The following is a 23,382-nucleotide window of genomic DNA, read 5'->3' as shown; positions in this document are numbered from 1 at the left end:
ACTCCAAGGCACTCCGATTCAGACAGATGAACCCACACATGTACAAAGGATTGATGCGCGCCGTCGGCGCCTTGTTGACTGCTCTGGCTCTCTACAGCCTGCTGGGTTTTCTGATTTTGCCGGGCATCGCCTTGCGCGTTGCCAACCAGCAACTGGCCAACTACGCCACGACGCCTGCCACGATCCAGCGGATCGAACTCAACCCGTTCAGCCTTGAAGTCACCCTTTGGGGCCTGAACATCGGTGAGCCCGGCAAGGAGCAAGTCGGCTTCGAACGCCTGTACGCCAACCTGCAACTCGACAGTCTCTGGACCAAGGCGCTGCACCTGTCGGATATCGAACTGGAAAAATCCAAGACCGAGATCCTGTTCGGCAAGGACGGCAAACTCAACCTGCTCGGATTGTTCAAACTGCCCCAGAGCGAGCCGACGCCGGCCGATCCCGATGCCAAGCCCTTCCCGCTGCGCATCGACCGGATCAAGTTGGCAGGCGGTGCTATTCACTTCCAGGACGCCCGCCCCAGCGAACCCATCGAATTCCTTTACGACAAACTCGACTTCGAACTGAAGAATCTCAGCACCCTGCCCGAAGACAGTGCCGACATGACACTGTCGGCCATCGGCCCGCATGGTGGGCAGATCGACTGGACCGGCAACTTCAGCCTCATTCCACTTGCCTCCGAAGGCAAGCTGAAGCTCACCGACGGCAAGATGAAAGCCTTTTGGCCCTACGTGCGCGATGCGGTGCCACTGGTGCTTGAAGACGGTGTGATCAGCCTGAGTACCGACTATAAGCTCAACCTGTCCAAGGAAACCGAACTGCTGCTGAGCAATGTCTCGGCCACTGTCGCCCCCTTCGCCATCAAGTCTCCGGATAATCGGCCATTAGTCAGACTGGAACGACTGGAGGTCTCTGAAACCACCATCGACCTGGCCAAACAGCAGGTCGTCGTCGGCAAGATCCGCAGCAACAAGCTGGAAACCTGGGCGGCCCTCGAAGCCGATGGCCAACTCGACTGGCAGAAACTGTTCGCCAGCCAACCATCCAAACCGGCGGCCAAAGCCAAGGCCGAACCGCCTGCCACGCCGGCCGCAGCCGATTCGCCGAAACCCGAACCGGCACCGCCGGCCAAACCCTGGCAAGTGCTGCTCAACGATGTGCAACTGCGCAATTACCGGGTCCACCTGGCGGACCGCAAGGCGCAACCCGCCGTGGAATTGGAACTGGCACCGCTGAATCTGGACTTGCAGAAGTTCGATAGTCTCAATGGCTCTCCCTTCACGCTCAAGCTCGACACCGGCGTGGGCAAGCAAGGCAAGATCCTGGCCGAAGGCGAGGTCAATCTGGCCCCGGTCAGCGCCAAACTCAACGTACAGACCAAGGACATCGACCTGCGCGTCGCCCAGTCCTACATCAGCCCATTCATTCGCCTGGAACTGCGCAGCGGCATGCTCGGCAGCGACCTGGCGGTCAACCTGAAAAGCACTGAGCCACTGGCCTTCAGCGTGACCGGCCGCGCCCAGGTCGATCAACTGCATACCCTCGACACCCTGAAAACCCGCGACTTCGTCAAATGGCAGCAGGTGGTGGTCGAAGGCCTCAATTATCAGCATGGCGACAGCCTGTCGATCGACAAGGTCAACCTGCTGCAACCCTATGCGCGTTTCATGATCAACGATGACCGCACCACCAACATCGATGATCTGTTGATTCCCCAGCCGGCCGACTCCGGCGCCAAGCCCGCCGCCGCCAAACCCGCCGCCAGCAAGGACAAGCCACTGGGCATCCACATCGGCGGGATCGTGATCAACGACGGTTCGGCCAACTTCGCCGACTTCAGCCTGACGCCAAACTTCGCCACCGCGATTCAACAGCTCAACGGCCAGATCGGTACCATCGACAGCCGTCAGGCAAAACCGGCCAGCGTCGACGTCAAGGGCAAGGTCGACCGCTATGCGCCAGTGACCATCAAGGGCGCGGTCAACCCGTTCGACCCGATGGCCAGCCTCGACATCGCCACCAGCTTCAAACGCGTGGAACTGACGACGCTGACGCCTTACTCCGGCAAGTTCGCTGGTTACCGCATCCGCAAGGGCCGGCTGAATCTGGACCTGCACTACAAGATCACCAAGGGCCAGCTCCAGGCCGAAAACAAGGTGGTGGTCGAACAGCTGCAACTGGGTGAAAAAGTCGACAGCCCGGACGCCGTGAGCCTGCCGCTGAAACTGGCTGTTGCCTTGCTCAAGGACGTCGATGGCAAGATTTCCATCGAACTGCCGGTGTCCGGCGACTTGAACAACCCTCAATTCAGCGTCATGCCGATTGTCTGGCAGACCCTGCGCAACCTGATCGTCAAGGCCGCCGCCGCGCCGTTCAAACTCATTGGCGGGTTGGTGGCCGGTGGAGGCTCGGAAGATCTGGGCACCGTGGCGTTCGCACCGGGCTCCGCCGAGCTGAGCAAGGACGCCGAGGCAGCGCTGGTCAAACTGTCCAAGGCCCTGAAGGAACGCCCGGCCCTGCGCCTGGAAATCGAAGGCACCGCCGCCAAGAGCAGTGATGGCCCGCTGATTGCCGAGCAACGGCTGGAGCGGGAGTATCAGTACAACTACTACAAAATGCTCCAGCGCCGTGGCGACAAGGTGCCGGCCCAGGCCTCCTTGCTGGAGGTCCCCGATAACGAAAAAGGCCCGCTGCTGGAAGGCATTTACCGCACTCGTTTGAAGGCTCAGCCGCCGGCGGAGTGGAAGGACCTGGGCAAGGAAGAACGCACGGCCAAGATGCGCGAAGGCGTCATCCAGTTCTGGAGTTCCAGCGAAGTGCTGTTGCGGCAATTGGGTCAGGACCGCGCCAGCAGCATCAAGGATTATCTGGTCGACAAGGGCCAGCTTGCCGATGATCGCGTGTACTTCATCGACGCTCAGCTGGGCGAAGCGGAGAAAGATGGCAAGGTCGTAACGCCAATGCATCTGGACGCCGAATGAGGGGCACGCGACTACTGTCGGGCCTGGCACTGGCGATAGCCGCCGGGCAGGCAGGCGCGGCGGACACCCTGCGCTGCGGCAGCCAGTTGATCAGCGTCGGCGACCGCTCGAGCGAAGTGCTGCAAAAATGCGGCGAACCGGTCAGCCGCGATCTGCTGGGCTACAAGCGCAGCGCCAACAAACGGGAAGAGTTTCAGGTCGAGGAGTGGACTTACGGACCGAAGGGCGGGATGTATCAGTACTTGCGGTTCGAAGGCAATCGCTTGGTACAGATCAACAGCAAGCGCGGTAATTGAAAACAGCACAAAGCACTGTGGGAGCGAGCCTGCTCGCGAACGCGTACTGTCAGCCAACTCAATGTTGAATGCCAGTCCGTCTTCGCGAGCAGGCTCGCTCCCACATTTACATTTAGCGTCGCCCAAAATAGAACAAGCCCCGACACAAATGCCGGGGCCTGTAATGACCACATCCTTATGGCCGTTCGCATGAACTCCCAGGATGCGGCAGACGTATAACTCGGCCCGCCTGCCGCGCCTTCTCCCAGTCCAGGCGAGAAGACTTGCCTTACTCGGCTTTCAGGCCGTCGGCGGAGACCGCTTTGACGCCTTTGATGTGCTTGGCGATGCCCACCGCGGTGGCTTTCTGACTATCGGTGACGGCGGTAGTGGAAGACAGGGACACAACACCTTTATTGGTTTCGACTTTGATGTCGGTACCAGGAATGCCTTTTTCGGTAACCAGGTCTGCTTTGACTTTGGTGGTGATCCAGGTATCGGAAACATCCTCTTTCGCTTCGGTGACTTCACCGGCGGCCAGCATCATGGGTGCCTGAGTCGCCTGGGTGGACTGAGCAAATGCAGCATTCGTCAGGGTCAGGGTCAGCGCGGTAGCAGTAGCGGCAGCGATAGCGAACTTCTTCATACGAGTAACTCCTGTTTTTCTGGAAATTCTGCTGGGTGTCTTTTCAGCAGGGTTACCAGAGATATTGCGAACGCTGTGCCAAGTTTGAAACAGGAAATAAAACTTTAAAAATCAACAGTTTATGATTTTGGCGTTTTTTCGGAATCATGCAATTTGCATGACTTCGACATTCTCTACATGCAAGTTACCGTTTTTAGAGAAGGCCTAAGGCCATGAATTGTGGGAAGTTTTCTCAATCGCTCTGCTTTCCGAATGATGGACAAAAAAATACCCCGCCAGAGGCGGGGTATCGGGCTTCCACAGGATGGATCAGGCTTTCGGCGCAACGCCTGTGCAGCCTTTGGGCGACAAGTCCTGATCGACAGTGGTGGCGCATGTCCAGCCAGTCAACGAACGCGTCAGGGTAATGGTTTTATTCAGCACCGGGCCTGGCGCATTAAGGATTGTGCAGCCGATAGTGCCCGTCCCATCAGCTGCTTTGCCTGATGCTGTCGTGGTGCAGTTGGAAGTGGTGGCCGTACCGCCAACCTTCGTCAGGTCCGGATCAGTTCCCTGGTTGATAAGATCCTCGAACGGCACCTTCAATGCCGAAATCTCTGCCAGCCCCGCCGTCACCTTCGCCCGTGCCTGATACTTGGAATAAGCCGGTATCGCGAACGTCGCGAGAATCCCGATGATCGCCACCACGATCAGCAGCTCGATCAGGGTAAAACCTTTTTGAGTGTTCATAGACAGCCTCCGTGCATGAGTCGAAATCTCATGATCTGAATCTGTCTCAGCACAGCCCATGCCAGGCGCCGCATGCCCTGTTGGCGGGTGACATGACCGCCGCAACGCCCTTTCCTACCCCCAGGATCCGCACTATCTGACGTTTTTTGTCACCTCTGCGCCGCTGGTTTGGTTCCATCGCTTGACTAGGCTATAAGTCATCCAACTGTCTTCGTCCGGTAGTCCAATGAATGACATTGCCCTCAGCGGCCTGGCCAAGCAATTGGTCCTGGCCGAACTGCTCACCGACAAAACCGCGCAACAGGCGTCACTGCAAGCCCAACGCAACCATCTCTCCCTGGTCAGTTACCTGGTACAGAACAAACTGGTGAAAAGCCGTCAGGTCGCCGAGATTGCCTCCGAGCATTTCGGCATCGCCCTGATGGATCTCAACACCCTGGACAGGGACGCCCAGCCCAAGGGACTGGTGAGCGAAAAACTGGTCCGCCAGCACCAAGCCCTGCCGCTCTGGCGTCGCGGCAACAAGCTGTTCGTGGGCATCTCCGACCCGACCAATCACCAGGCCATCAACGACATTCAATTCAGCACCGGGCTTACCACCGAAGCGATTCTGGTCGAGGACGACAAGCTCAGCGATGCCATCGAGAAATTCTTCGACACTCATGGCACCGGCCTGGAGGACATGGCTGACGTCAACCTCGACGGCCTGGACATCGAAGCGAGCGATGATACGCGTCAGGACGCCATCGTCGGCCAGGATGCCGATGACGCACCGGTGGTGCGCTTCGTTCACAAGATGCTGCTCGACGCGATCAGGAGCGGCTCCTCCGACCTGCATTTCGAGCCCTACGAGAAAGTCTACCGTGTACGCATGCGCACTGACGGCATGCTGCGGGAAGTCGCCAAGCCGCCCATCCAGTTGGCCAACCGCATCGCGGCGCGATTGAAGGTCATGGCCAGCCTCGACATCTCCGAGCGCCGAAAACCCCAGGACGGGCGGATCAAGATGCGCCTGTCCAAGAGCAAATCCATCGATTTCCGGGTCAACACCCTGCCGACCCTGTGGGGCGAGAAAGTGGTGATCCGGATTCTTGACCCGTCCAGCGCGCAAATGGGCATCGATGCCCTCGGCTACGAGCCCGACCAGAAAGACCTGTACATGGCCGCGCTCAAGCAACCGCAGGGGATGATTCTGGTGACCGGCCCCACCGGCTCGGGCAAGACGGTGTCGCTCTATACCGGACTGAACATACTCAACACCGTGGACATCAACATCTCCACTGCCGAAGACCCGGTGGAAATCAACATGGAAGGCATCAACCAGGTCAACGTCAATCCGAAACAGGGCATGGATTTCGCCCAGGCCCTGCGGTCGTTCCTGCGCCAGGACCCGGACGTGATCATGGTCGGCGAGATCCGTGACCTCGAAACCGCCGAAATCGCCATCAAGGCCGCCCAGACCGGACACCTGGTCTTGTCGACCCTGCACACCAACAGCGCCGCGCAAACCCTGACCCGGTTGCACAACATGGGTATCCAGGGTTTCAACATCGCCACGTCCGTCAGCCTGATCATTGCCCAGCGCCTGGCCCGCAAACTGTGCAGCCATTGCCGAATCCCCCTCGACATTCCACGGGAGACGCTGCTCAAGGAAGGCTTCCCCGAGGAACGCATCGGCACATTCACGATCTATGAACCGGTCGGCTGTGAACACTGCAACGGCGGTTACAAAGGACGCGTGGGGATTTATGAAGTGGTGAAGAACACACCGGACCTGCAACGGTTGATCATGGCCGAAGGCAACTCACTGCAAATCGATGACCAGATGCGTCGGGACGGCTTCAACGACCTGCGCACCTCGGGCCTGCTCAAAGCCATGCAAGGCATCACCAGCCTTGAAGAAATCAACCGGGTTACCAAGGACTGAACATGGCGGTCAAAGCAGCGAAAATCAGCGTATACGCCTGGGAAGGCACCGACCGCAAAGGCACGAAAGTCACCGGCGAGTTGAGCGGGCAGAACCCGGCGCTGATCAAGGCGCAACTGCGCAAACAAGGCATCAACCCCGGCAGGGTCCGCAAGAAAACTACCTCGCTGTTCAACGCGGGCAAACGCATCAAGGCCCAGGACATAGCCCTGTTCACGCGCCAGATGGCAACCATGATGAAAGCCGGCGTGCCGTTATTGCAGTCCTTCGACATCATCAGCGAAGGCTTCGACAACCCGGCGATGCGCACGTTGGTCGACGAGGTCAAGCAAGAAGTCGCGGCAGGCAACAGCTTCGCCAATGCCTTGCGTAAAAAACCCAGGTACTTCGATGAGCTGTATTGCAATCTGGTGGATGCCGGCGAACAGGCCGGTGCCCTGGATACCCTGCTGGAGCGGGTGGCGACCTACAAGGAAAAGAGCGAAAGCCTCAAGGCCAAGATCAGGAAGGCCATGACCTACCCACTGGTCGTCGTAGTCGTCGCCATGATTGTGACCGCCATTCTGCTGATCAAAGTGGTGCCGCAGTTCCAGTCGGTTTTCGAAGGATTCGGTGCCGAACTGCCGGCCTTTACCCTGATGGTCATTGGCCTGTCGCGGTTCATGCAGGACGGGTGGTGGATGATGCTTGGCGGGCTGATCGTGGCGACCGTTGCCATTCGCCACGCGTTCACGACGTCGCAAGGCTTTCGCGATCGAACGGACGCCTGGCTGCTGAAGCTGCCACTGGTAGGCACGCTGATGTACAAATCCGCCGTCGCCCGTTTCGCCCGCACCCTGTCGACCACCTTCGCCGCTGGCGTGCCCCTGGTGGAAGCCCTGGAGTCGGTGGCCGGCGCCACCGGAAACATCGTGTTCAAACGTGCCGTCCTGCGCATCAAGCAGGACGTTTCGACGGGCATGCAGTTGAATTTTTCCATGCGCGCTTCCGGCATTTTTCCGAACATGGCGGTGCAGATGACCGCCATTGGCGAAGAGTCTGGCGCACTGGACGACATGCTCGACAAGGTTGCCGGTTTCTATGAAGACGAGGTGGACAATATGGTCGATAACCTCACCAGCCTGATGGAGCCGTTCATCATGGTGGTGTTGGGTGTTATCGTCGGCGGCCTGGTGGTTGCGATGTACCTGCCCATCTTCCAACTCGGCGCAGCGATCTGACATGCCCTTGAACGAAATCCTGACCCACTACCCGCTGGCCTTCGTTGTCATCGCCACTCTGGTGGGGCTGCTGGTTGGCAGCTTTCTCAACGTGGTGACCTGGCGCCTGCCAAAAATGCTCGAGCGCGAATGGCGCATGCAAGCCCACGAGATCCTCGGCCTGCCCGGCGAAACGCCGCTGCCGACCTACAATCTGCTGCTGCCCCCCTCCCAATGCCCGTGCTGCGGCCACCGGATCCGTGCCTGGGAAAATATCCCGCTGCTCAGCTATGTGTTCCTGCGTGGACGCTGCTCAGCCTGCGCGGCACCGATCAGCAAACGCTATCCGCTGACCGAGCTGGCCTGCGCTCTGCTGTCGGCGTTCGTGGCCTGGCACTTCGGTTTCGGCTGGCAAGCGTGCATGACGCTGCTCCTGACCTGGGGCCTGTTGGCCATGAGCCTGATCGACGCCGAGCATCAACTGTTGCCCGATGTACTGGTGCTGCCGTTGATGTGGTTGGGACTGATCGTCAACAGCCTTGGCCTGTTCGCATCGCTGCATGATGCGTTGTGGGGCGCCGTTGCCGGCTACCTGGCGCTGTGGTCGGTGTTCTGGCTGTTCAAGCTGATCACCGGCAAGGACGGCATGGGTCATGGCGATTTCAAGCTGCTGGCGATGTTTGGCGCCTGGGGCGGCTGGCAGGTTCTGCCGCTGACCATCCTGCTGTCCTCCCTGGTCGGCGCTGTTATCGGCGTGATTTACCTGCGCCTGCGCAAGGCAAAAACCTCGACGCCGATCCCCTTCGGCCCCTATCTGGCGATTGCCGGCTGGATTGCCTTGCTCTGGGGTGGTCAAATAACCGACTTCTATTGGCAGTTTGTCGGTTTGAAATGAATACCCCTGTGGAAAAACCCTGGATTCTCGGCCTGACTGGCGGCATCGGCAGCGGCAAAAGCGCGGCGGCCCAACACTTCATCGACCTCGGCGTACACGTGGTCGATGCCGATCATGCCGCACGCTGGGTGGTGGAGCCCGGCCGACCGGCACTGGCGAAAATCGCCGAACACTTCGGCCCCGGCGTCCTGCAGGCCGACGGGCAGCTGGATCGCGCCGCCCTGCGCAAACTGATCTTTGAAGTACCGGATGAACGTCGCTGGCTGGAAGCCTTGCTGCATCCGCTGATCGCCGAGGAAATCGCTCATCATCTGGCGCTGGCAAAATCACCTTACGCGATTCTGGTTTCGCCGCTGCTGATCGAGTCCGGCCAGTACGCCATGACCCAACGGGTGCTGGTGATCGATGCTCCCGAACAACTTCAGATCGAACGCACCCTGCGACGTGACCAGACCAGCGAACAGCAGGTCCAGGCGATCCTCAAGGCCCAGTCCAGCCGCCAGGATCGCGTTAGCCATGCCAACGAAGTGGTGGTCAACGACCGCGACCTCGCCTGGCTGCACAGCGAGGTCGAACGCCTGCATCACTTTTACCTAACTTTGCGTGGAGGCCAGTCATGAGCCAGATCCCAACCGTCGAATGCCCAACCTGCGGCGCCCCTGTGGAATGGAGCCCCGAGAGCAAATTCCGGCCCTTCTGCTCCGACCGCTGCAAACTGATCGACCTGGGTGCGTGGGCATCGGAAGAACACAAGATTCCAGTGGCCCCCGATGCCGAGGACGAGTTGTTCAGCGGCGATTTCGACCCGCGCCATTGATCCCGATCTCAGGCATGACCCTTTGCCTGAGATCGATGAAACGTGCCTGGCCCCAATCTTGCTTGCCACTCCTTGACACCGAACTCCCTGCGTGCTAGCGGGTGCTATACTTCCTTCGAGCTGAAAGAAGAGCACAACGCTCCCCGCGAGCACCAATACCGACGGTAAATCTCAGTAAACAGCTGCCGGACAAAGGAGGTCTACAGCCAAAACACGAGATGGGAGGTGTGGCATGAATCGACACTATTACGTCAGTGACAATCTCGACGATCTTGAATCCATTGAAAATGAACTGGAAGCCAACGGGATCAATTCCGAACAAATTCACGTACTCAGTGAAAAAGTTGCTGATGTTGAAGAACATCACCTCCACGAAGTTAACTCGTTGATGAAACAAGATGCCGTTCACTCCGGTGAAATTGGCGCAGTGATCGGTGTGCCACTTGCGGCGTTGATCCTTGGCGGCGCCTATTGGCTGGGCTGGCACGAATCCGCCGCTGGCTGGATGCCTTTTATCTTCCTTGCCGTCGTTGTACTGGGCTTCAGCATCTGGGAAGGCGGATTTTTTGGTTTTCAAGTACCGAACGCCCACTTCCGCAACTTCAAGCAGTTGGTGGAAACGGGCAAACATGTCTTTTTCGTAGATGTTGAGCCGAATCAGGAATCGGTACTGGAACGGGTCATCGAGCGTCATCCCAAGCTGACGGTCGCAGGCACGGGAACCGCATCCCCCCACTGGACAGTTGCCTGGCTGCACAGATGGCATCAGTTCAAGCGAACGATATAACGCCCTTTCGTGTGAAGTAACTTCTGGAGGCTCACGGCCCTCCAGAAGTTACTTGTTGGCCGAAGAAAACGACCCGGCTGAGGAACACATAATCCGCCTCGGTGGCCATCAGTCCGACGAGCACCAATAAACACAACGGCGGAACCAATATGGCGTAGACCAGCGCCAACCGCTCCCAGGCCATATGCATGAAGATGGAGACAATCAAACCTGCCTTCAGCAACATGAACGTGATAATCAGGGCCCACCTGAGATAACCGTGGAAGTGGAAGTAGTCGACAAGATACGACAGCGTGCTGAGGACGAATAACAGTCCCCAGATTTTCAGGTACAAACTGATTGGATGCTGCTGACCTTGAGCATGCGCCATCACCCGCGCTCCTCTACCATAAATAGAAGAAAGCAAAAATAAACACCCACACCAAATCCACGAAGTGCCAGTAAAGCCCGGCTATCTCGACATTCTGATAGTTTCCGGAACGCTCATAATCTCCCCGCAATACTTTCCTCGCCACGATGGTGAGATAGAGGGCGCCGATTGACACATGCAGTCCGTGGAAACCGGTAATCATGAAAAAGCTGGCACCGAATTGCGCCGCTCCCATGGGATTACCCCAGGGACGCACCCCTTCTGCGATCAACTTGCTCCATTCAAAGGCCTGCATGCCGACGAAGGTCACACCCAAGGCTGCGGTCGCCAGCATCAGCGCTGTGGTTTTCACGCGATCGCGGCGATAGGCGAAATTGACGGCCATGGCCATCGTGCCGCTGCTACTGATCAGCACAAAAGTCATGATGGCGATCAGAATGAGCGGGATTGATTGACCGCCGATCGTCAATGCAAACACTTCACTGGGATTGGGCCAGGCATCGGTGATGGTCATGCGGACCGACATGTAGCCGGTTAAAAAACAGGTGAATATAAACGTATCGCTGAGCAGGAATATCCACATCATCGCCTTGCCCCAGGGGACCTGTTTGAAAGCGTCTTTATCCGAGGACCAGTCGCTGGCGATGCCCTGCCATCCCGGTGCAGGCGGTGAGCTTGATGGATGAGATAAGCCGGCGTCGGCCGGGGCTTGTGGATGCGATGCCATGGTTCTTCACCTCAGGCCGCAGAGCCTGGCGAGGGCTTCATAGGTTTCTGGCGTGCTGGCCAATAGCGCGAACAGCACGAACCAGAGTCCCAGCAAGTAATGCCAATAGATGGCACAGAGTTCCACGCTGGCGCTGAGTTGCGGCAATGGCACCCCGCGCAGGAATTTGACGACGGTTCGACCCCAGGCGATCAGTCCGCCCAGCAGGTGGAGCCCATGCAGGCCGGTTAACAGATAGAAGAAACTGTTGGCCGGGTTGCTGGCGACAAAGTAGCCCCAGGCGACAAACTGCTGCCAGACCCAGAGTTGCCCCGCCAGAAAAACCATTGCCAATACGCCCCCCAACGCAAAGCCCATGACCGTTGCGCCCAGCCGAGCCCGCCGGGCGGAGATGCGCGACCACTGCAGAGCGATGCAACTGAGCACCAGAAAAGCCGAATTCAGCCAGAGTTGCCAGGGATGGGCCAACGGCGCCAAGGGCTCGGTCAGGGGCAGCCAGTCGGCCATTTGCGAGCGGGCGATAAAGGCAATCAGGAAGAGAAAGAACAACGAACTGACGGCAGCCAGTAACAAGCGCAGACCTGTTTTTGCAATCTGACTTCTTTTAGCACCATCGGCGGCCGGAGCGCCCTCAGGACCGCGACTCCAACTGCCACCGGGGCCAGAGCCGTCGGCGTTTCTCAAGAACAGACTGTTCATGGTTTAACGCCCGCTTTACTGGTACCGGTACCGAGTTGGCGCAGTTGCTCCAACTCCTCGGCGGAGACCGTTTGCGGCACGAAATCCTGCTCTATCCCCGGCACACTGTAATCATAGGCCCAGCGATGCACGACCGGCAGCTTCTCTCCCCAATTGCCATGTATGGGCGGGGTATTCGGTGTTTGCCATTCCAGACTGGCCGCGCCCCAGGGGTTACTGCCTGCGGGTTTGCCCTTGAACACACTCCAGGCCATGTTGAACACGAACAGCAGCTGGGAAACGCCGACGGTTAATGCGACCACCGTAATGAACGCATTCAACTCTTGCGCCGACTGCGGAATGAACGCGTAGTTTTCATAGGCGTAGTAGCGGCGTGGCATGCCCTGGAAGCCGAGATAGTGCATGGGGAAGAAGATGGCGTAGGTGCCCAGAAAGGTGATCCAGAAATGCAGCTTGCCCAGGGTGTCGTTAAACATGCGTCCGGTGACTTTCGGGAACCAATGGTAAATGCCACCGAACACCACCAGGACCGGCGCGACCCCCATGACCATATGAAAATGGGCGACGACGAAATAGGTGTCCGAGAGAGGAATATCCACAATCACATTGCCGAGAAACAACCCGGTCAGGCCACCCACCAGGAAAGTGACGATAAAGGCCAGGGCAAACAGCATCGGCACGGTCAGGTGGATGTCGCCCTGCCACAGAGTCAGTACCCAGTTGTAGACTTTCAGGGCGGTCGGCACCGCGATGATCAACGTCGTGACGGCGAAGAAAAAACCAAAGTACGGGTTCATCCCGCTGACATACATATGGTGCGCCCAGACCACAAAACTGAGCACGCCAATCGCAATAATGGCCCACACCATCATTCGGTAGCCGAAGATATTTTTACGCGCGTGCGTGCTGATCAGGTCGGAGACCAGGCCAAACGCAGGGAGTGCAACGATGTAGACCTCCGGGTGGCCGAAGAACCAGAACAGATGCTGGAACAGTATCGGGCTGCCCCCCTGATGATCGAGCTGCTGCCCCAGCGAGATCATCGCCGGCATAAAGAAACTGGTGCCCAACAGTTTGTCGAACAGCATCATGACCGCACTGACGAACAACGCCGGGAAAGCCAGCAAGGCCATGATCGAGGCCATGAAGATGCCCCATACCGACAGCGGCATGCGAAACAAGGTCATGCCATGCGTCCGCGCCTGCAATACCGTGGTGACGTAGTTCAACCCGCCCATGGTGGCGGCGACAATAAAGATCGCCAGTGAGATGAGCATCAGCACGATGCCCCACTCGACGCCCGGGGTCCCCTGGGTAATGGACTGTGGCGGATAGAGCGTCCAGCCCGAACCGGTGGGGCCGCCTGGAACGAAGAAACTGGCGAGCAACACCACGACCGCCAGCAAGTAGAACCAGTAACTGAGCATGTTGACGTAGGGGAAGACCATGTCACGGGCGCCCACCATCAACGGGATCAGATAATTGCCGAAGCCCCCCAGGAACAGGGCCGTCAGCAAGTAAATGACCATGATCATGCCGTGCATGGTCATCGCCTGATAGTAAGTACTGGCGTCCATGAACGCCAAACTCCCAGGGAAGCCTATCTGCATGCGCATCAAGCCGGACAACACCACGGCGATAAGACCCACGAACAGCGCCGTCAAGGAATACTGAATGGCGATGACCTTGTGGTCCTGACTCCAGATGTATTTGGTCAGGAAACTTTTGGGTTCGTGCAGTGCTTCTGTTTCGGCTTGCTCCGCATAGGCCATCACGTCATCCTCCTGTCGAAGTTTCGGTGTTTTCCTGGCTGCTTTACGGCTGCTTCCCTGGCTCCGCCTTGCTCGCGTCAGCGTCGGTGTCTGCTTTCGATTTGATAAAGGCGATCAGCGCGTCCAAGTCCTTGTCGCTCGGTTTCAAGACCGGCATGACGGCCGCGTAGCCCTTGACGATTTTGGCGCCGGGATCAAGCACCGAATCCTTCAGATAGCCTTCATCGGCCTTTACGCTCGTACCGTCGGCAAGGGTGACCGTCGAGCCATACAGGCCTTGCCAGGTGGGGCCGACGCCCTTGTTGCCATCGACGCTGTGGCAGACCAGGCAGCCGAGCGACTGGGCCAGCTGCTGTCCCTGCGCCACCAGATCCTCACCCTGACCCGAGCCTGCGCCGGCAGAACCTTCGTCTTGCTGCACAGTACCCAGTGATTTGATCAGGGCGACGAGTGCACCCAGTTCTTCGTCATTCAGAGTATAGGCCACCATGACTGGCGGGTAGCCTTGTACCAGGCGGGCCTGCGGCGTGAGTATCGACTCCTTCAGGTAGGCCTCATCGACCGGCACACTCGAACCATCGGCGAGCTGTTCGGTACGGCCGTACAGTCCCTTCCAACCCGGACCAAGGCTTTTACTGCCATCCTGGCTATGGCAGGCACCGCACCCGTATTTCTCGGCCAACTGGCGGCCTTTTTCCACCAGGTTGTCCCGACCGGGCCTGGCAGCGGTCGCTAACGTCTGGGCAAAGGTCGGTTGACTGCTCAGCCATTGATCGAAGGCGCCCTGCTCCTCCACGATCATCTGCCCACGCATGTTGTAATGACCGACACCACAAAACTCGGCGCAAAGGACTTCATACTGGCCGGTTTTAGTCGGCGTAAACCAAAAGTACGACACCATCCCCGGCACCATATCCATCTTGCTGCGGATTTGCGGTATGTAAAAGTTGTGCAACACATCTTTGGAACGCAGTAAAACCTTTACCGGCCTGTTCAGCGGAAGTCTGATTTCATTATTTTTTATCAGCACATCGTCCTGCCCGGCAGGATCCTTGGGATCAACACCGAGGGGATTAGTAGCATTAACAAACTTGATATCCGACTTGCCCAGCTTCCCGTCCTGGCCGGGGAAACGAAAGGCCCACTGCCACTGCTGTGCGACGACTTCAAGTTCATAAGCCTCTTTCGGCACCCGAATGAAATCGTTGTAAACAACCAGCCCTGGCGCCAACATCGCGGCGATACCGATCGAAGTCACGACAATCAACCAGAACTCCAGTTTTTTACTTTCTGGCTGGTAGTGCGCCCTGACACCCTCGCGGTGGCGATAACGCATGACGGCAACCGCCATGAACACTGTGATAGCGATGAAAAACAGGCCGCTAATGATCAGGGTAATGAACAGCGTGGTGTCGATTGATCCCCAGTTGGAAGCAGGTGGTGCTGCATGCCAAGGCGCAAGTACATGAAAGAGCACTGAGGCAATAACGATTAGAATCAAGATAATTGCTATTGCCATTTCTCTTCATCCTATTCCTGTTGCTCATTGGTTATGCACAAGCATCGCCACTGACACCCAGGCAGGGCAGGCAAGTACCACCCGAGATGGCAAAACCAGTGAAAAGTATAGGTCGGCAAGCGAGATCCGGCTGGCAGCTATACTCAATTGCAGATTACGGACGGCAGAGAACCGCCAGTAGCGGCCAGGAACGAACCCTGCCCAGACGCAATAGTCAGATAAGTGATGGCATTGAGAAGAGACAAAAGCCACCGAGTCCAACAGCCCCGATGGAGGTTTCGTCATGAGTAACCTGACACTCGAAGGCAGGTGCAAAACCAGCGCCGACCAAAAGTCCGTTCCAATAGGTGAGATCCATTTTTACGTCGACGGCCCCCTCCATCTACGGCTGGAGGAAGCGGAAGAACGCCTGCAGAAGACCCAGGAGCCTGAAGTCATGGTCGATGTCGACATGGACACATTGAACCTGGTCTTGCCAGAGGGGTACGGCCCCTTATCCGACTGCCAGATGCGCGTCTATTTGCACTACGAGCGTGGTCAGTTCCACCTGGTCGGACACCGGGCCAGCGATGGCAGCCTGATCTATTCCAACGTGGTTCTGATTGACCAGCTGATTGAGTGAACCGCTGGAAACAGACTCAGTCGTGAGCGGACCTGAACGCGCTCAAGACTCGGGATCGTCGTCCTTCCAGGGCGCCGACAGATAGCGCGTGCGATTAAAAGTCTCAAGCCACTCGGGGCAGAACACCACCAGGGCACTGACCACCATGCCGTTGATGAACGCTTCGGGGAAAATGATCAGCCACAGATAACCGATAAAATCTTCCAGCCAGTACGGCATGGCGAAACGCTCGTCGTACCACAGCAACGTCAGCGATAGCACCAGGCACAACAACGCCGACAGGGCTGCGGCAAAGAATCCCGAGCAGAAGATGTACACGAAGAGATTGCGTGGCTGCGCGCGCTCCACTGCGATTGCGCAACACTCGGTAATCAGCACCGGCAGCAAAATCAGCAGCGAGCCATTCACGCCCATCGCCACCAGGTCCTGACGGCCCAGCAGCACCAGCCCCGTTTGCGCCACCAGCCCGCCAACGATTGCCAGCGGCCAGTCGAGCAACAGCGTCACCGCGGTCATGCCGATGAAGTGATAGGACACGCCGGTATCGAAATCCCGTCGCACCAGCCAGAGCGCGAACAACGCGAACACCGTGCCGAACAGCAAATGCTGGCGACGGCTGTCGCTGAACAACTCGACCCAGGACACTCGCGCAACGGCCCAGATCAGCACCGGCACATAGATCAGCCACCCCATCGTGAGGGTTTCAGGTGACAGCAACTCGGCGCCGATCATGGCGGGGCACACTCCCTTGGCTTGCCGAAACAGAACAGGCCCTCAGTCTACACCGCCGATCGCCCGCCCTTCGAATTCACGCCCAGTGTCGTGGATCGTTCGTCACCGCTTCATGCTCAGCGAACAATTTGGGTAGCTCGGTCTTGAGAAAGTCCACCCACGTGCGGACTTTGGCATCCAGAAAGCGTCGCGACGGATACAGCGCATACACATTGCGCTGGCGCGGGCGATAGTCCGGCAGCAGACGCAACAGGGTGCCGTCGCTCAAGGGGCGTGTAGCGGTGTAAAACGGAATCAGGCTGATGCCCATCCCGGCTTCCGAAGCCTTGACCATTGACTCGGCGACGTTGCACTGGAAGGTTCGGGCCGGGCTCACGGCATGCTCGCCCTCTTCGTCCTGAAACACCCATTGATCGCTGTATAACGGATCGAGCATGCGCAGGCACTGATGCTCGTTCAATGCCAGCGGATGAGCCGGCACACCACGGCGCTGCAAGTAGTGGGGGGACGCGCAGGGCACGCTGTAAAACTGCCCGATGGCCTGGGCGACCAATTGTGAATCCGCCAGTTCATGGGCCGTCGAAATCACTACGTCATGCCCTTCCTCCAATGGATCGGGATTGCGCTGCGACAGGGTCAGCTCGAACACCACATCGGGATACAGCTCGCTGTAACGGGCAATCAGCGGTGTGATCAGCACCCCGAGGCCGTTCATGCTGTGCACCCGCAACCGTCCACTGGGTTTGAGATGGGCGCCGCGAGCCTCCGCTGTCGCCTCCTCCATTTCTTCCAGGATCAGCCGACTGCGCAGCAGGAATCGCTCGCCGGCCTCGGTGAGGCTCAAGCGCCGCGTGGTGCGTTGCAGCAAGCGAGCCTGCACATGTTGCTCCAGGTCCGCGACCAGTCGCGACACTTGCGCGGTGGACAATTCCAGCGCGTCGGCGGCGGCGGTGAAACTTGCGCAGTCGACCACACGGACGAACACCCGCAAGTTGTTAAGCAAATCCATAAACCTCCCTCAGGCCGTGACTGTTACGTTTTACGTAAGGTTGCATCAGGCGTTCGCCCCTTTATCCGCCAGAGGCAAAGACTAAACTTGAACCATCGAAACCCATACGGGGCACGCCAAAATGAAAGCATTGTTAAGCCTGTTTCTGACCCTCATCGCCACCTCGGCCATGGCCGCTGACAATGAGCCGCTCACTGTCTTGTACAACCCGGCGCAGCCGCTGGACATCGCCAAGGTGGTGTCTGTATCGAACACCGCGACTGCGTGCGGGGTTGTGCCGGCGACCATGGTCTACGTCGATCATCAGGGTCAGACCCGTCGAGTGACCTACGACGTCATGGGCGATTGCACGAGCGACCTCTGATCAGTGGCTCATAGCAGTGTCCATGTGTAACTGAGGATCAGCCGGTTTTCATCGATGTCACTGCGGTAGTTGGAGCGCGCCATCGCATTGCGCACACGGATGCCGAGGCCTTTGAGGCTGCCGCTCTGCAGGACATATCCGATATCCAGATCACGCTCACGGTCCTTGCCCTCGTACCCCTGCCCGGTATCGACATTGTTGCCGGTGATGTAGCGCACAGTGCTGGTCAACCCCGGCACGCCTAGCGCCGCAAAGTCGTAGTCGTATCGCACCTGCCAGGAGCGCTCATCGGTGAAGGCAAACTCGTAAGTCGGCACTTCGTTGCCCAGCGGGGAGATGTTGGCAAAGACTCGCGGGAAAGCGCTGTTGCCGAACATGCCCTGATAGCCGAGATAAAACGTGTGACCACCGCGCTTGGCCGACAGCAGGGAAAAGAACGCCTGGTTGTCGATATTGCCCAGCAGTTTTTTGCCGTCCTCGCGCGAATCGAAGTAGCCGAGGTTTGCCCCCAATACCCAGTCACCCATCGGCTGGCTGTGCTTGAGCCCCAGGAAGCGTTGGTTGTAGATGTCTTCCAGTTGCCCGTACCAGGCGCTGACCGAGCTACGTTTATCGTTGAAGACGTAATCGGCCCCGGCAAAATTGAAGCCGTCACTGCTGACCTGTCGTTGCGGTACGTGACCGAGCATGGCCTGCATTTTTTCGTCACCGGCCTCGTTACGCAGGCTGGTGGAATTCAAATGCCCGCCCTGCAGCGTCAGGCCATTGATCTCGCTGGAGCTAATGCTCGCACCCTGATAACTGGGCGGTAGCAGTCGGATATCGCTGAACACCAGCACCGGCAGGTTAGGTTGCAACTCCCCCACTTTCAGTTCGGTTTTGGAGTAGCGCATCTTCAAGGCGCCCTCCAGACGGCTGTAATCATTGGCCGCGCGCCCATCATCCTGCACCGGCAATAAACCGGTATTGACCCGATCCGGGCTGCTGTCGAGTTTGAGCCCGAGCAGGCCGATGACATCCACGCCAAAACCGACGGGCCCTTGGGTGTAGCCGGATTTGACGTTGAGGATAAAACCCTGCGCCCACTCTTCGGCCTTCGATTGTTGATTGGCGCCGACGATGTCGGAAAAGTCCCGACTGAAATAGTAATTGCGCGCTTGCAAGGTGGCCGTGGTGTCTTCGATGAAGCCACCCTCGGCAGCCGTCGCGCCGAGGGAGAAACTCGAGACGACAGCCATGGACAACGCTGAACCGGTTGCTGGAAGAATCTGTTTCATCGTTTTTCTCTTATTTTTATTGATCGACAGGTAGAAGTGCTTTGGCCGCCGTGTTCTCACGGCGAGCGATGGGGCGATGGACGCTCAACAACAGGTGGGTGACCATGCCGAAAATCAGTCCCCAAAAAGCCGCGGACAAACCCAGCAGTGACATGCCCGAAGCCGTCGTCAGGAAGGTCACCAGGGCGGCTTCGCGATCGCTCGGCACCGCCATTGCGCCAGCCATCGCCCCGGCAATTGCCGCGAACAGCGCCAGCCCGGCCAGGGCCGCGATCAGCTCTTTGGGGAACGCCGCAAACAGTGAAACCAGCGTGGCGCCGAAGATCCCCAACACCAGGTAACACAGGCCGCCCACAACCCCAGCCACGTAGCGCTTGCCGGGATCTTCGTGAGCCTCGCGCCCGGTACAAATGGCTGCGGTAATCGCCGCCAGATTCAGCCCGTGGCAACCGAACGGTGCCAACAGCGCCGTGCCCAGCGCACTGCCAGCGATGATCGGGCCGGACGGCGTGGCGTAACCGCTGGCGCGCAGTACCGCCATGCCGGGAACGAATTGCCCGGTCAGCGCCACCATCACCAACGGCAAGGCAATGTTCAGCGTCGCGCTCAGGCTGAACGCCGGGGTAATCCACACCGGCGTGGCCAAACCGATCACCAGTGCTTCGCGGTGCAGGTCACCGGCGAAAAATGCGATCGTGCAACCCACCAGCAGCACCATCAGCACCGCATAACGCGGCATCAGCCGCTTGCAGATCAGGTACGTGGCAGACATCGCCAGCACCAGCCACGGTTTGCCCTGCAACGAGACGAACAGCCCGGTGCCGAAGCTGAACAGAATCCCCGCCAGCATCGCCGCCGCAACCGCGGCCGGCAGCTTGCCGATGATCCGGTCAAACGCCCCCGACACCCCGACCAGGAAAATGATCAGGCTGCTGACCAGATAGGCGCCCACCGCTTCCGGCATGGAGATCCCCGGCAACAACGCCACCAGCAACGCCGAGCCCGGCGCCGACCACGCGATGATCACCGGCACGCGGTAACGCAGGCTCAAACCGATACCGAGCAGGGCGCTGCCAATGGAGATCGCCCAGACCCACGAGGACACCATTTCCCGCGACAGCTGTGCGGCCTCGGCAGCCTGAAAAACAATCACCAACGGGCCTGCGTAGGAAATCACCGTGGCGATAAAACCGGCGACGGTCGCAGACAGGGAAAAGTCCCGAATCAACGTTTTCATGAGGCCTCGCCAACAGCCCCGTCAGGCGATCCCTGTTGCGACATGGATCGCTGTTGCCGGGCGCTGCGCCGACTGCTGATGGCGAACACGGTCATGGCGATGGCGGCTACCGCACCCGGCAAGGCAAACGCCATGAAGTTCAGTTGCAGCGGCAGGCTGATACCCAGCAAGGCACCGCCCAGCAAAGGCCCAACGATGGCCCCGTTGCGCCCGATGCCCGAAGCCCAGCCCAGACCGGTGGATCGAATGGTCATGGAGTAGAACTGCGCGGCGCAGGCATACAACAGAATCTGCGAACCGATGGTGGTCGCACCGGCGATGGCGATCAGCAGGTACAACACCGGCATCGGGCTATTGAAGCCCAGCAGGGTGATCGAAACGGCTGCCATGGCGAAGAACACCGACAACACGCGCGGCAAGTTGAGCTTGTCACCCAGCACACCACCGCCGACCGCGCCGAAGATTGCCCCGAAGTTCAGCACCAGCAGGAACGAAAGGCTCGAACCCAGGCTGTAACCGGCGTTGGCCATCAGTTTCGGCAGCCAGGAACTCAAGGCGTAGACCATCAGCAGGCAGCAGAAAAATGCCAGCCACAGCATCAGCGTGCGCAGCGCCCGCCCCTCGCGAAACAGTTGCAGTACCGGGGTGCCGGTGCCTTTCACTTCGCTCATGTGCAATTGATCGTCGGCTTGCGCGATGTACGCCGGATCGACCCTTTGAAGAATGTTGCGTGCCTCTTCATTGCGCCCTTGGCGCAGCATGAAGCCCACCGATTCGGGCAGGAAATACATGATCAACGGCAACAACAGCAACGGCAGCACCGCGACGTAAAACACCGATTGCCAGCCGAAACTCGGGATCAACACGATGCCCAGCCCGGCGGAGAGCATGCCACCCACCGAGTAACCGCTGAACATGATCGCCACCAGGGTGCTGCGGATTTTCTTCGGCGCGTATTCGTTCATCAGCGCCACGACGTTAGGCATCACGCCGCCGATACCCAGGCCGGCAATGAAGCGGCAGATGCCAAACTCAGTGGGGTTTCTGGCGAAACCATTGAGCACGGTGAAACCGCTGAAGAGCATCACGCAGATCGTGATGGCTTTTTTTCGACCGATCTTGTCTGACAGCGGCCCGAAGAACAGTGCACCGAACATCATGCCGAACAATGCATAACTGCCCAGCGCCCCGGCTTGCAGAGGACTGAGCCCCCACTCCTTCATCAACATCGGCAAAACCACGCCGTAGATCACCAGATCGTAACCGTCGAAGATGATGATCAGGGCACACCAGAACAGCACCATCCAGTGAAAGCGGTTGAAACGTGCGTTGTCGATAACCTCATGTACGTCGATCTTGCGCATGGCATCTATCTCTTGTTGTTGTTATTTAAGAAGCTCGCAAATGCGGCGAACGTCCCGTACTGCCGAGGGTAATGACGACAGGCACGGGCCAATATCCGCGTGGCGCAGATCGCTATCCGTTTTGTGCAATGCCCTGAACCGGGCGCGGGACGAGGATCGGTGAGGCGGTGTTGCCCTGGTGGCTTTTGCCGCTCTCCGACAAACTGTTTTCTTTGCGATCACATTTGAGCGCTAAGCTTGGGCCTATGGATGACTCAGATTATTTACGCCTGCTGACCATCGCGGCCGAGCAAGCCAACGCCTTCCTTTCCAATGCCCGCAAATGGGAGCGGGAGCGGTGGGTGTGCCAACGCCTGCTGCAAGGTTTGAACATTCCTTATCGCGCCGATGAGTTCGCCCCCGCCGGGGAGCCGCCGGACGTACTGTTTCGCGATGCCAGTTTCGAGGTGTTCTTCGTCCTCGACGAGGGTCGGCGCCTCAATGATGAATGGCGCGACGAGCTGCAACGCCGACGCAGCGCGTTCTCCCTCAGCCAACTGGTACGGCGCGAGGCCAAGCCCCGGCGCATCCCGGCCAATGAGTTCCTGCTGCGACTGGCGCCGACCTTGCGTAAAAAAGCGCATAACTACAAAGAACGCGGCATGGACCTGGGCGAACTGGACATCATCGCCTTCGCCAGCCTCAAGCGCGAAGTGCTGGACCTCAACAGCCACTTCCCGCCGCCCACCGAATACTTGCGCCAGGGCTGGCGCTCGCTGTCGCTGGTAGGCCCGACCTTCGCCCGGGTGCTGTTCGCCCATCCCGATGCACCGGATTTTCTACGCAGCAACCTGGGCCGCAGCATCGTTTTCGATGTCGGTATCAGCCTGTGAGCCCATTGCAGGAATTGATTGCAGAAGTACCGCAACAGGGTCGCGTTCGCTGGATCGGCGTGCGACCGCAATCCCGCTCGTCAATGATCGAACTGGAGGCCGTGGAAGCACGACTGGAGGTCGGTTTGACCGGCGATCACGCCCGCCCCGGTGCGCGCAATGCGCGGCAAGTCACGCTGATCCAGTGGGAACACCTGGCGGTCATCAATTCGTTGATGGGGCGCCCGGACGATAGACCGGTCAAGCCTGAAGATTTGCGGCGCAATCTCGTTATCAGTGGGATCAATTTATTCAGCCTCAAGGGCCGGCGCTTCCGGATTGGCCAGGCGATTTTTGAAACCACCGGTTGGTGCCAGCCTTGCGCGCGCCTGGAGAACAACCTCGGCCACGGGACCTTTCAGGCCGTGCGCGGGCATGGCGGAATCACCGCCCGGGTGATACAAAGTGGCATCATTCGCCTGGACGACACGGTGAGCGTCGAGCCTGTTCCGGACAGCGGCTATGCTCCGTTCAACGTGCGTTAAATCAGTCTGTAGCTTCTAAACATTCAGCAACGTCTACC

The 23,382-nt window shown here is 58.7% G+C and carries 24 protein-coding genes; 12 read left to right on the top strand and 12 right to left on the bottom strand.

Translation table 11 applies throughout. From position 1 onward, the window contains the following. Window positions 1–26 precede the first annotated feature (26 nt). Both HNQ83_RS19635 and HNQ83_RS19630 read left to right on the top strand, forming a co-directional pair. The gene (locus HNQ83_RS19635) at window positions 27–2,981 is read left to right on the top strand and encodes a DUF748 domain-containing protein (RefSeq protein WP_175390457.1); all 2,955 of its coding nucleotides are present in this window, start codon (window positions 27–29) and stop codon (window positions 2,979–2,981) included. Beyond that, window positions 2,978–3,277, top strand: coding sequence for a DUF2845 domain-containing protein (locus HNQ83_RS19630; protein ID WP_175390456.1), 300 nt, complete (start codon window positions 2,978–2,980; stop codon window positions 3,275–3,277). The genes HNQ83_RS19635 and HNQ83_RS19630 overlap by 4 nt, the downstream gene beginning before the upstream one ends. A 268-nt stretch (window positions 3,278–3,545) precedes the next feature. On the opposite strand, the gene HNQ83_RS19625 is transcribed toward HNQ83_RS19630, so the two are convergent. Beyond that, window positions 3,546–3,902 carry a BON domain-containing protein gene (locus HNQ83_RS19625; protein ID WP_175390455.1) on the bottom strand — a complete coding sequence of 119 codons (357 nt, stop codon included), beginning with the start codon at window positions 3,900–3,902 and terminating at the stop codon, window positions 3,546–3,548. Window positions 3,903–4,211: 309 nt separating this feature from the next. Beyond that, window positions 4,212–4,631: a pilin gene (locus HNQ83_RS19620; RefSeq protein ID WP_175390454.1), complete on the bottom strand. Its 420-nt coding sequence runs from the start codon at window positions 4,629–4,631 to the stop codon at window positions 4,212–4,214. Window positions 4,632–4,857: 226 nt separating this feature from the next. Between HNQ83_RS19620 and pilB the strand changes: the two genes are divergently transcribed. From pilB to HNQ83_RS19590, 6 genes are all read left to right on the top strand, one after another. Next, a complete protein-coding gene (gene pilB, locus HNQ83_RS19615; protein WP_175390453.1) occupies window positions 4,858–6,558 on the top strand; it encodes a type IV-A pilus assembly ATPase PilB in 1,701 nt (566 codons plus the stop codon). A gap of 2 nt (window positions 6,559–6,560) precedes the next feature. Further along, a complete protein-coding gene (locus HNQ83_RS19610; protein ID WP_175390452.1) occupies window positions 6,561–7,778 on the top strand; it encodes a type II secretion system F family protein in 1,218 nt (405 codons plus the stop codon). 1 nt (window position 7,779) lies between these two features. Next, entirely contained in the window at window positions 7,780–8,652 is an 873-nt protein-coding gene (locus HNQ83_RS19605) for an A24 family peptidase (RefSeq protein WP_175390451.1), read from the top strand. Continuing rightward, window positions 8,649–9,272, top strand: coding sequence for a dephospho-CoA kinase (gene coaE / locus HNQ83_RS19600; protein ID WP_175390450.1), 624 nt, complete (start codon window positions 8,649–8,651; stop codon window positions 9,270–9,272). Before HNQ83_RS19605 ends, coaE begins: the two co-directional genes overlap by 4 nt. Continuing rightward, window positions 9,269–9,469 carry a DNA gyrase inhibitor YacG gene (gene yacG / locus HNQ83_RS19595; protein WP_060543361.1) on the top strand — a complete coding sequence of 67 codons (201 nt, stop codon included), beginning with the start codon at window positions 9,269–9,271 and terminating at the stop codon, window positions 9,467–9,469. Before coaE ends, yacG begins: the two co-directional genes overlap by 4 nt. Before the next feature lie 232 nt (window positions 9,470–9,701). Then, on the top strand, window positions 9,702–10,256 hold the full coding sequence (locus HNQ83_RS19590) for a magnesium transporter (RefSeq protein WP_175390449.1): 555 nt from the start codon (window positions 9,702–9,704) through the stop codon (window positions 10,254–10,256). A gap of 31 nt (window positions 10,257–10,287) precedes the next feature. On the opposite strand, the gene HNQ83_RS19585 is transcribed toward HNQ83_RS19590, so the two are convergent. The 5 genes from HNQ83_RS19585 to HNQ83_RS19565 are packed head-to-tail and all read right to left on the bottom strand — an operon-like array spanning window position 10,288 to window position 15,343. Next, on the bottom strand, window positions 10,288–10,626 hold the full coding sequence (locus tag HNQ83_RS19585; protein ID WP_175390448.1) for a cytochrome C oxidase subunit IV family protein: 339 nt from the start codon (window positions 10,624–10,626) through the stop codon (window positions 10,288–10,290). Window positions 10,627–10,639: 13 nt separating this feature from the next. Further along, window positions 10,640–11,353, bottom strand: a complete 714-nt coding sequence (locus HNQ83_RS19580) for a heme-copper oxidase subunit III family protein (protein ID WP_175390447.1) — start codon at window positions 11,351–11,353, stop codon at window positions 10,640–10,642. 6 nt (window positions 11,354–11,359) lie between these two features. After that, complete coding sequence (locus HNQ83_RS19575) at window positions 11,360–12,052, bottom strand: cytochrome c oxidase subunit 3 (RefSeq protein WP_175390446.1); 693 nt, start codon at window positions 12,050–12,052, stop codon at window positions 11,360–11,362. Continuing rightward, window positions 12,049–13,824: a cytochrome c oxidase subunit I gene (gene ctaD / locus HNQ83_RS19570; RefSeq protein WP_175390465.1), complete on the bottom strand. Its 1,776-nt coding sequence runs from the start codon at window positions 13,822–13,824 to the stop codon at window positions 12,049–12,051. The genes HNQ83_RS19575 and ctaD overlap by 4 nt, the downstream gene beginning before the upstream one ends. A 43-nt stretch (window positions 13,825–13,867) precedes the next feature. Next, window positions 13,868–15,343: a cytochrome c oxidase subunit II gene (locus tag HNQ83_RS19565; protein ID WP_175390445.1), complete on the bottom strand. Its 1,476-nt coding sequence runs from the start codon at window positions 15,341–15,343 to the stop codon at window positions 13,868–13,870. Window positions 15,344–15,626: 283 nt separating this feature from the next. Here HNQ83_RS19565 and HNQ83_RS19560 point away from each other — a divergent pair, with 283 nt between their 5' ends. Beyond that, on the top strand, window positions 15,627–15,965 hold the full coding sequence (locus HNQ83_RS19560; protein WP_175390444.1) for a hypothetical protein: 339 nt from the start codon (window positions 15,627–15,629) through the stop codon (window positions 15,963–15,965). Between the two features lie 42 nt (window positions 15,966–16,007). Here HNQ83_RS19560 and HNQ83_RS19555 read toward each other — a convergent pair whose 3' ends face one another. Beyond that, window positions 16,008–16,697, bottom strand: coding sequence for an energy-coupling factor ABC transporter permease (locus tag HNQ83_RS19555; RefSeq protein WP_175390443.1), 690 nt, complete (start codon window positions 16,695–16,697; stop codon window positions 16,008–16,010). Between the two features lie 76 nt (window positions 16,698–16,773). Further along, window positions 16,774–17,706, bottom strand: coding sequence for a LysR family transcriptional regulator (locus HNQ83_RS19550; RefSeq protein ID WP_175390442.1), 933 nt, complete (start codon window positions 17,704–17,706; stop codon window positions 16,774–16,776). Between the two features lie 121 nt (window positions 17,707–17,827). On the opposite strand from HNQ83_RS19550, the gene HNQ83_RS19545 reads away from it, so the two are divergent. After that, window positions 17,828–18,070, top strand: a complete 243-nt coding sequence (locus HNQ83_RS19545; RefSeq protein ID WP_175390441.1) for a DUF2790 domain-containing protein — start codon at window positions 17,828–17,830, stop codon at window positions 18,068–18,070. A gap of 8 nt (window positions 18,071–18,078) precedes the next feature. Here the strand turns inward: HNQ83_RS19545 and HNQ83_RS19540 are convergent, their stop codons facing one another. Genes HNQ83_RS19540 through HNQ83_RS19530 form a run of 3 tightly spaced genes read right to left on the bottom strand, consistent with a single transcriptional unit; the run spans window position 18,079 to window position 21,948 of the window. Next, window positions 18,079–19,347, bottom strand: a complete 1,269-nt coding sequence (locus HNQ83_RS19540) for an OprD family porin (protein WP_175390440.1) — start codon at window positions 19,345–19,347, stop codon at window positions 18,079–18,081. Window positions 19,348–19,363: 16 nt separating this feature from the next. After that, the gene (locus tag HNQ83_RS19535) at window positions 19,364–20,584 is read right to left on the bottom strand and encodes a benzoate/H(+) symporter BenE family transporter (protein WP_175390439.1); all 1,221 of its coding nucleotides are present in this window, start codon (window positions 20,582–20,584) and stop codon (window positions 19,364–19,366) included. Next, window positions 20,581–21,948, bottom strand: a complete 1,368-nt coding sequence (locus HNQ83_RS19530) for an aromatic acid/H+ symport family MFS transporter (protein ID WP_175390438.1) — start codon at window positions 21,946–21,948, stop codon at window positions 20,581–20,583. The genes HNQ83_RS19535 and HNQ83_RS19530 overlap by 4 nt, the downstream gene beginning before the upstream one ends. A 245-nt stretch (window positions 21,949–22,193) precedes the next feature. On the opposite strand from HNQ83_RS19530, the gene HNQ83_RS19525 reads away from it, so the two are divergent. Together HNQ83_RS19525 and HNQ83_RS19520 are read left to right on the top strand one after the other, a co-directional pair. Further along, window positions 22,194–22,820, top strand: coding sequence for a DUF1780 domain-containing protein (locus HNQ83_RS19525; RefSeq protein WP_007970534.1), 627 nt, complete (start codon window positions 22,194–22,196; stop codon window positions 22,818–22,820). Continuing rightward, a complete protein-coding gene (locus tag HNQ83_RS19520) occupies window positions 22,817–23,344 on the top strand; it encodes an MOSC domain-containing protein (protein WP_175390437.1) in 528 nt (175 codons plus the stop codon). Before HNQ83_RS19525 ends, HNQ83_RS19520 begins: the two co-directional genes overlap by 4 nt. Window positions 23,345–23,382: the final 38 nt, after the last annotated feature.

This window comes from Pseudomonas sp. C2B4 (genome assembly GCF_013359695.1).
GTDB lineage: Bacteria > Pseudomonadota > Gammaproteobacteria > Pseudomonadales > Pseudomonadaceae > Aquipseudomonas.
The sequence above is the reverse complement of the archived record's forward strand: the minus strand, read 5'-3'. Positions and strand labels throughout refer to the sequence as shown.

Bases quoted from the DNA above. Each gene is read 5' to 3' on its own strand.
- HNQ83_RS19635 (WP_175390457.1), top strand. From the start codon at position 27: ATGAACCCACACATGTACAAAGGATTGATGCGCGCCGTCGGCGCCTTG.
- HNQ83_RS19630 (WP_175390456.1), top strand. From the start codon at position 2,978: ATGAGGGGCACGCGACTACTGTCGGGCCTGGCACTGGCGATAGCCGCC.
- HNQ83_RS19625 (WP_175390455.1), bottom strand. From the start codon at position 3,902: ATGAAGAAGTTCGCTATCGCTGCCGCTACTGCTACCGCGCTGACCCTG.
- HNQ83_RS19620 (WP_175390454.1), bottom strand. From the start codon at position 4,631: ATGAACACTCAAAAAGGTTTTACCCTGATCGAGCTGCTGATCGTGGTG.
- pilB (WP_175390453.1), top strand. From the start codon at position 4,858: ATGAATGACATTGCCCTCAGCGGCCTGGCCAAGCAATTGGTCCTGGCC.
- HNQ83_RS19610 (WP_175390452.1), top strand. From the start codon at position 6,561: ATGGCGGTCAAAGCAGCGAAAATCAGCGTATACGCCTGGGAAGGCACC.
- HNQ83_RS19605 (WP_175390451.1), top strand. From the start codon at position 7,780: ATGCCCTTGAACGAAATCCTGACCCACTACCCGCTGGCCTTCGTTGTC.
- coaE (WP_175390450.1), top strand. From the start codon at position 8,649: ATGAATACCCCTGTGGAAAAACCCTGGATTCTCGGCCTGACTGGCGGC.
- yacG (WP_060543361.1), top strand. From the start codon at position 9,269: ATGAGCCAGATCCCAACCGTCGAATGCCCAACCTGCGGCGCCCCTGTG.
- HNQ83_RS19590 (WP_175390449.1), top strand. From the start codon at position 9,702: ATGAATCGACACTATTACGTCAGTGACAATCTCGACGATCTTGAATCC.
- HNQ83_RS19585 (WP_175390448.1), bottom strand. From the start codon at position 10,626: ATGGCGCATGCTCAAGGTCAGCAGCATCCAATCAGTTTGTACCTGAAA.
- HNQ83_RS19580 (WP_175390447.1), bottom strand. From the start codon at position 11,353: ATGGCATCGCATCCACAAGCCCCGGCCGACGCCGGCTTATCTCATCCA.
- HNQ83_RS19575 (WP_175390446.1), bottom strand. From the start codon at position 12,052: ATGAACAGTCTGTTCTTGAGAAACGCCGACGGCTCTGGCCCCGGTGGC.
- ctaD (WP_175390465.1), bottom strand. From the start codon at position 13,824: ATGGCCTATGCGGAGCAAGCCGAAACAGAAGCACTGCACGAACCCAAA.
- HNQ83_RS19565 (WP_175390445.1), bottom strand. From the start codon at position 15,343: ATGGCAATAGCAATTATCTTGATTCTAATCGTTATTGCCTCAGTGCTC.
- HNQ83_RS19560 (WP_175390444.1), top strand. From the start codon at position 15,627: ATGAGTAACCTGACACTCGAAGGCAGGTGCAAAACCAGCGCCGACCAA.
- HNQ83_RS19555 (WP_175390443.1), bottom strand. From the start codon at position 16,697: ATGATCGGCGCCGAGTTGCTGTCACCTGAAACCCTCACGATGGGGTGG.
- HNQ83_RS19550 (WP_175390442.1), bottom strand. From the start codon at position 17,706: ATGGATTTGCTTAACAACTTGCGGGTGTTCGTCCGTGTGGTCGACTGC.
- HNQ83_RS19545 (WP_175390441.1), top strand. From the start codon at position 17,828: ATGAAAGCATTGTTAAGCCTGTTTCTGACCCTCATCGCCACCTCGGCC.
- HNQ83_RS19540 (WP_175390440.1), bottom strand. From the start codon at position 19,347: ATGAAACAGATTCTTCCAGCAACCGGTTCAGCGTTGTCCATGGCTGTC.
- HNQ83_RS19535 (WP_175390439.1), bottom strand. From the start codon at position 20,584: ATGAAAACGTTGATTCGGGACTTTTCCCTGTCTGCGACCGTCGCCGGT.
- HNQ83_RS19530 (WP_175390438.1), bottom strand. From the start codon at position 21,948: ATGCGCAAGATCGACGTACATGAGGTTATCGACAACGCACGTTTCAAC.
- HNQ83_RS19525 (WP_007970534.1), top strand. From the start codon at position 22,194: ATGGATGACTCAGATTATTTACGCCTGCTGACCATCGCGGCCGAGCAA.